Raw genomic sequence first — 6,429 nt, forward strand, 5'->3', positions numbered from 1 at the left:
TCATTCAGGATATGCTGGCGAATCAAATCCCAATCGAATCCAAACAGAAACGCAAGGTTGATCTGGTGAGTCCGCTTATTTCTTTGGTCCTGCTGGGCATATCGAAAATCATCAAAATAACTCCGAATGAAATAGGAAAGACAGGCGCGGTATGTCGGGCCATGCACTGGTGCTTCCTTCAGGCCAAAAAGCATTTGCTGGAGATGCCTGTTCAGACTGGTCAGGGTAACTACTCACCCCTATCAGCGTAGAGCTTCCCGAAAAGGCCATTTGAATGGCGACCAGCGAATTGTATCCCTGATTTGCCATGGTCTGTTAATCAGCGTGCAAAACTGACCAGGAATTGGGGGGAAACAGCGTCGAATTTTGACCACCCTCTGAAGTCTGTCATCCTCCGGTATTTTGCCGGAGTAACCTGGGATTGTTATGCATGGAAACCCTTGCCAAGATTCGTCGCCGTCATGAAGTGAACGGTGAAAGCATCAGTGAGATTGCCCGTCGTTTTAACCTGTCGCGCAATACGGTTCGCAAGTATTTGAAACAGAGTGATCCACCCCGTTACCAACGAAAGGCGCAGCCCAAGCCCCGGCTGGGTGCCTATGAAGATCAGCTGAAGACCTGGCTGGAGCAGGATAGCCAACGCCCGAAAAAGCAACGACGTACCGCCCGCCGTCTGTTTGAAGACCTTCAGGGCGCGGGCTATGCGGGGGCTTACGACAGCGTACAGCGTTTTGTGAAGCACTGGAAACAGGCCCGTCCTGCGCTGACCCAGGCCTTTGTGCCCCTGGTGTTCCCTGCCGGTGATGCGGCGCAGTTTGACTGGAGCCACGAACAGGTGGAACTCGGTGGTGTGGTACAGACCCATCAAGCTGGCCCATTTCCGTCTGGCTCACAGCCGTCAGCCGTTTCTGGTGGCCTATTCCCGGGAAAGTCTGGAAATGGTCTTCGACGCCCATGACCGGGCATTTGCCTTCTGGGGAGGGATTCCCCAGCGGATGATCTACGATAATCCCCGCACCCTGGTGGATGCGGTCAAGGTGGGCAAAGCGCGCCGCTTCAATCGTCAGTTTCTGGCCCTGGCCAATCATTATCTGTTTGAACCGGTGGCCTGCACACCGGCTTCCGGCTGGGAGAAGGGGCAGGTTGAAAATCAGGTGGGGAATGTGCGGGAATGGCTGTTCAGTCCCCGGCCCCGGTTCCAGGATCTGGCCGAACTGAATGCCTGGCTGGCGCAACAGTGCCGGGAAAAGCTGGCGCAGCGCCCGCATCCGGATCAGCGCTCACGGACCATTGGGGATGTTTTTGCCGAAGAACAGGCGCAATTGCGCCCGGTAGGCAAACCCTTTGCCGGCTATGTGGAAAAGGCCTGCCGGGTCTCGTCCACCTGCACCGTCGGGTATGACCGGAACCGTTACAGCGTACCGGCGGAATATGCGGGCCAGAGCGTGTTTCTGCGTGCCACGGCCACCCGGATCAAGATCGTTCAGGAAGGCAAGTCCCTGGCCTGCCATGCGCGCTGCTTTGGCCGGGAACAGCAGATCCTCGACCCCTGGCATTATCTGCCCGTGCTCGAGCGCAAACCCGGCGCCTTGCGCAATGGCGCCCCCTTTGTGCAGTGGGACCTGCCCTCACCGGTGCGCAAGGTCAGGGATCATCTGCTCAAACAGGACAAGGGTGATCGCGCCTTTGTCGAGATCCTGTTGGCCATGAAGGCCCATGGCAGCGAGCTGCTGAGCGTGGCCTGTGAGCTGGCCCTGGAGCACAAGACCCTCAATGCCGCCGTGGTGCTCAACCACGTCAATCGGCTCAAAGCACCCTCACCGGTCAGAGAAAACCCGGTTCCCGGTCACCTGCGCCTGCAACAGGAGCCGCAAGCCAACTGCAGCCGGTATGACCGTCTGAGGGAGGTGCATCATGGCCAGTGAACTGATCCCCGCGCTCAAGCAACTGAAGCTCTATGGCATGGCGGCCGCCTGCGAGGAACTGTTGGGAGAACGTCCCCGCAAAGCCAAAGATCCGGTGGTTTGGCTGGAAAAACTCATCGAGGCGGAACGGGTCGACCGGCAGGTTCGATCGCTCAATTATCAGCTGCGAATCGCCCGCTTTCCCATTCGACGTGAACTCGATAGCTTTGAATGGGCAGAATCGAATGTGGATCAGGCCACCTTTGAAACCCTGGCGGAGGGCCACTTCACCTCACAGGCCCACAATCTCATCCTGGTAGGCGGTACCGGCACGGGGAAAACCCACCTGGCCACGGCCCTGGGCATTGCGGTGATCCATCGTGGTCAGCGGGTTCGCTTCTTCAATGTCGTGGATCTGGTGATCCTCGATGAACTGGGGTATCTGCCGTTCCCGGAGTCTGGCGGTGCTTTGTTGTTCCACCTGGTCAGCCAGCTCTATGAACGCACCAGTCTGATCATCACCACCAATCTGTCCTTCTCCGAATGGGTGCAGGTCTTTACCGATGCCAAGATGACGACCGCCATGCTCGACCGCATCACGCATCACTGCGACATCATCGAAACCGGCAATGAATCCTACCGGTTCAAACACCGCAATCAGGCCTCATAGCCTGGTCAAAATTGCACGCTGATACCTGGTCAATTTTGGATGCTGTTTGACAGGTCAGCGACCCGATCTTCGCCTTGTCGCCATTGGCGAACATGACAATGGCGTTGTGGTGGAACAGATGGGGAACGGTATCGAGGTAGTCGGAATAGTTCTGCTCAAACGCCGCCTTCAGATCCCTGTGGATGTTCTTGCACTCGATGAACAGCAGCGGCAGGCCATTGACGAAGCCGACGATATCCGCCCGCCGCCGGTACAGATCTCCGCGCACCCACAGCTCACGTACGCAGAGGAAATGGTTGTTTTCCGGTTCCTCGAAATCGAACAACCGCAGGCGCTGGCGCACCCGCTCGCCGTCGGCATTGCGGAACCTGACCCGCACCCCATCCTTGATCAGGCCGTATTTCTCCCGGTTCGTCGCCAACAGGGTCTGGGAAGCCACGGTTGCCGTAATCTGACGCACGGCATCGTCATAGGCTTCATCGGGAAGATCGGGATTGAGTTCGACCAGCTTCTCCCGCAATGGTCGCGTCAGCACCACCTCGCGGTCCGAAGCCCGGCCCAGCGTTCCGTCAGGGCCGAAAGTCTCGTTGTTGTAGGCGTACACCGACTCCCAGCCGAGTTCCTTTTCCATGTACTCGGCTGTCGTTTGCTGGACCAGGGTGTCTTCGGTGTAGGGCATATCTATAGCGGCAAGTCGCTTTGCTGTGTCGTGACCCACTGGTAACGGACTGGTCGTGTAAGCTTCTTCAGCTTCTCCTCACTGACGGCATGCTTGAGCCAGGCATTGAGCTGGGTTTTGTTCAGATTCAATGCTTCAACCAGCTCATCGGGCTTTTTCGGTACATCACTGCACAGTGATGCCACCTTAATGAGAAACAAATCATAAAAATCCAGATCGTCGGTTGGGCAGGAATTCACCCTCGATTGTTCAGGCTGGCCCGCATCCGTGTCGTCGGTTTCGGTATCCATATCTTGCTTCGAGCCAGTTTCAATCGCTGTCTCTGCTGTTGATACAGGCTCTTCGGTCTGCCCATAGGCGTGACCTATACTACTGCCCTCATTGACTTCATTCGCGGCCTTGCTGAACAAATCTTCGCCAACTTCCTCAACGGCTGACGCAACTGAAAACAACGAACTGAAATCAATCTCATCGACACTTTCTGGCGCCCATAAAGCGCCCGCCCTCACAATCGCGGCATTGCCGGCTTTTGGATCGGAGCTGGGTTTCACCCAGAGTGGCGCCCATTGTTTTCTTATGTTCTCCAGAGCGCCATTCCAGGTTCCACCCTTTTCACCGGAATGAACCACTATCGCCGCATCCGAGAGACAATAGATGTACTTGTTCCGTTGCATGGCATTCCCGGCCTTGAATCCCGCTTCCGGATAGAAGGTCGAGATCAATACGAGATTGTTCGCCATCAGATATTTACGGTATTTGGCAGAGGAGCAAGCGCGCAGCAGGTTGTTAGCCAGTACGCCAATCACCGTCCCTTCCGCCTCCAGCGCCCCCAGCATGGTGGTCTCATCCACCCCACGCGCACCACCGGAAACAATCGAATACCCATTACCGGCAGCGAGCGCACCCAGGTTCCTGCTGTACGCCAGATCCTTTTCCGTTGCATTCCGCGACCCCACGACGGCCAGGCCGCCAACATTCAGCAAGGCGCGGTTGCCGCAACCAAACAGAACGGCTGGCGAGTCGGTTCTCAGCCGTTTTTTCAGGCGGGTCGGGTACTCCGGATCGGATCGCGTCATCACCCACAACCCGGCTCGGAGCCATTTCTCCATTGCCAGCGCCAGCGCGGATCCCCGGTCCATCAGCCCCTCGATACGTTCGAGGGTAATCGTTTTGTCGGACCAGCCGTTCAGCAATTCTCCCGGCCGCCCGTTCATCAACTGTTCCGGCGTCAGTGATTTTTCCTTCAGCCATAGGGCAAATCGCCCCCATTCCTTCGGCGTCAACGGCTTGACCGCCTCTTTTCTGGCCTTTGCAAAATACGCCGTCAGTAACAGGATGGCTTGCGTGTTGGGAGATACCGACATTTAACTTCCCGTACTCGTTGAGGCCAATGCCACCGGGTAGACCGGCCCACTGCCCGCCTGTCTCAGTAAGGCAGCGAGCACCCTGGCCGTCCATCCGGAGTCGATCACATCATCCACCAGTAGTACAGGCATATCAGGAATACCTTCAATGATCTCGAAAACGCCATCCAGATTCCTGCACTGGTGAAAACGGTTCTGCTGATTCTTTTGAGGTTCGTTATCGATGACCTTGTGAATCGCATCCACGAACAGCAATCCCAGCCGCGCGGCCAGGCGTTGCGCAAAATCCGGTACCAGCGTCGGATGCTTCAACGACGGCACACAAGTCACCCACTGCGGCGCCGGGTTCGGTTGCCATCGTTGTTCCAGCATTTCGGCGACCGCACCAACCAGCTCGTCGCGGAAGTGGCCGGTATGCTTGTCACCGGCTACCAGTCCACCCCAGCCGGAATCACCCCAGCGCGACAGGATACGACCTTCCTGGGCCTGCAGTTCAGCCGGCAGATTGCCCCGAAAACCGTATATCTCGAAAGCTCCGGCGGCTACCTGCTTCTTCGGTTTGAAGGGCATCTCCGCATGCTTCAGGTACTGGGCCGCAGCGATGGCGAGCGTCCGGTTCACGTCAGTCCCCACCACCGGTTCGCCCAAGCACACCGCGCACCGACCACAATCTTCCGTCTCGGGATCATCCAGCGCATGACGCAGATACGCCATCAGGCAACCTTCGCTGTCGATATAGCCCTGCATCTCCCGCCATTCGATTTCCCGCTGTCTGGTCAGATGCTCGATACGCTCGTGATCCATCCGGAACGGCACCGGCGTACGGCGCCATTTGCTGCCCTGCTTGATCACCGGTGCCGGGTTCTCGACACTGAGAATCTTCAGCACTTTGTTGATCTGTCCCTGCCTGAGATTCAAATGCTGTTCAAGCTCACGAACGGACAACTCATCGTGTTCAGCCAGCACGCCGAGAATGGCGTTCACGTCCCGTTCGTCAGGAAAGGCGCTGCGGCGGAACCATTCATGGATATCCTCATCCTCCTTGCCGGAGAGCAACACGCCATAGGCGGTATCGATCGCCCTCCCGGCCCGGCCGACCTGCTGGTAATAGGCCACGACGGAACCGCTCGCCTGGTAATGAATGACAAAGCCGAGATCGGGCTTGTCATACCCCATGCCCAGGGCCGTGGTCGCCACCAGCACCTTGATGCCATTATTCAGAAGCAGGTCTTCGAGGTGTTGCCGGTACTGGTTGCTATTCTCGAAATCCTCATGCTCCACACTGCCGTGGTAGGCCCGCGCGACAATGCCCTGCTGGTTCAGCCAGGCCGCGACCTGTTCCGCGTCGCGAATGGTCAGCACATAGACAATGCCCGTACCCGGCAACTCGGGAATGTGTTGCGCCAGCCAGGCCAGCCGCGATGCCTGATCGGACATGCGCAGCGTCTGCAGCGAAAGACTGTCCCTCACCAGCGGCCCACGCTGAATCTCGATATCGCCAAGCTGCGCCTGCACATCCTCGATGACCCGGTTGTTTGCGGTGGCGGTGGTTCCCAGAACCGGCATGTTCGGCGGCATCTGGCGCAGCACATTGACCAACCGCCGGTAATCCGGCCGGAAATCGTGGCCCCAGTCCGAGATGCAGTGTACCTCATCCACCACCAGCAGGCCCACGCGATCCGCCACCGGCATCAGCACCTCGCCGACGAATTCCTCATTCGACAATCGCTCCGGAGAAATCAGAATGGCGTCTACCTTATCCGCCAGCATCGCCGCATTGATCTCCGGCCAGTTCTCCTGATTGGTGGAATT

5 protein-coding genes and 1 pseudogene are annotated in these 6,429 nt (G+C 57.7%); 3 read left to right on the forward strand and 3 right to left on the reverse strand.

Annotation, left to right across the window (positions count from 1 at the left end; genetic code table 11):
- From ACOCD2_RS10270 to ACOCD2_RS10280, 3 genes and pseudogenes are all read left to right on the forward strand, one after another.
- Nucleotides 1-251, forward strand: a 251-nt coding sequence (locus ACOCD2_RS10270) for a hypothetical protein (protein WP_419625692.1), incomplete at its 5' end; no start/stop codon positions are given.
- 170 nt (nucleotides 252-421) lie between these two features.
- Nucleotides 422-1,925, forward strand: a pseudogene (gene istA, locus ACOCD2_RS10275) (IS21 family transposase).
- The gene (locus ACOCD2_RS10280; RefSeq protein WP_293652463.1) at nucleotides 1,915-2,574 is read left to right on the forward strand and encodes an ATP-binding protein; all 660 of its coding nucleotides are present in this window, start codon (nucleotides 1,915-1,917) and stop codon (nucleotides 2,572-2,574) included. Before istA ends, ACOCD2_RS10280 begins: the two are co-directional and overlap by 11 nt.
- Here ACOCD2_RS10280 and ACOCD2_RS10285 read toward each other — a convergent pair.
- The 3 genes from ACOCD2_RS10285 to ACOCD2_RS10295 form a co-directional block, all read right to left on the reverse strand.
- Nucleotides 2,549-3,253 carry a type I restriction endonuclease gene (locus ACOCD2_RS10285; RefSeq protein ID WP_293646634.1) on the reverse strand — a complete coding sequence of 235 codons (705 nt, stop codon included), beginning with the start codon at nucleotides 3,251-3,253 and terminating at the stop codon, nucleotides 2,549-2,551. The genes ACOCD2_RS10280 and ACOCD2_RS10285 overlap by 26 nt on opposite strands.
- A 2-nt stretch (nucleotides 3,254-3,255) precedes the next feature.
- Nucleotides 3,256-4,617, reverse strand: a complete 1,362-nt coding sequence (locus tag ACOCD2_RS10290; protein ID WP_293646636.1) for a DNA-processing protein DprA — start codon at nucleotides 4,615-4,617, stop codon at nucleotides 3,256-3,258.
- Nucleotides 4,618-6,429: helicase-related protein (locus tag ACOCD2_RS10295; RefSeq protein WP_419618412.1), on the reverse strand; the 1,812-nt coding region annotated here is incomplete at its 5' end. It abuts the gene before it with no gap.

Source organism: Thiolapillus sp. (genome assembly GCF_048562965.1).
Taxonomy (GTDB): domain Bacteria; phylum Pseudomonadota; class Gammaproteobacteria; order Chromatiales; family Chromatiaceae; genus Thiolapillus; species Thiolapillus brandeum_A.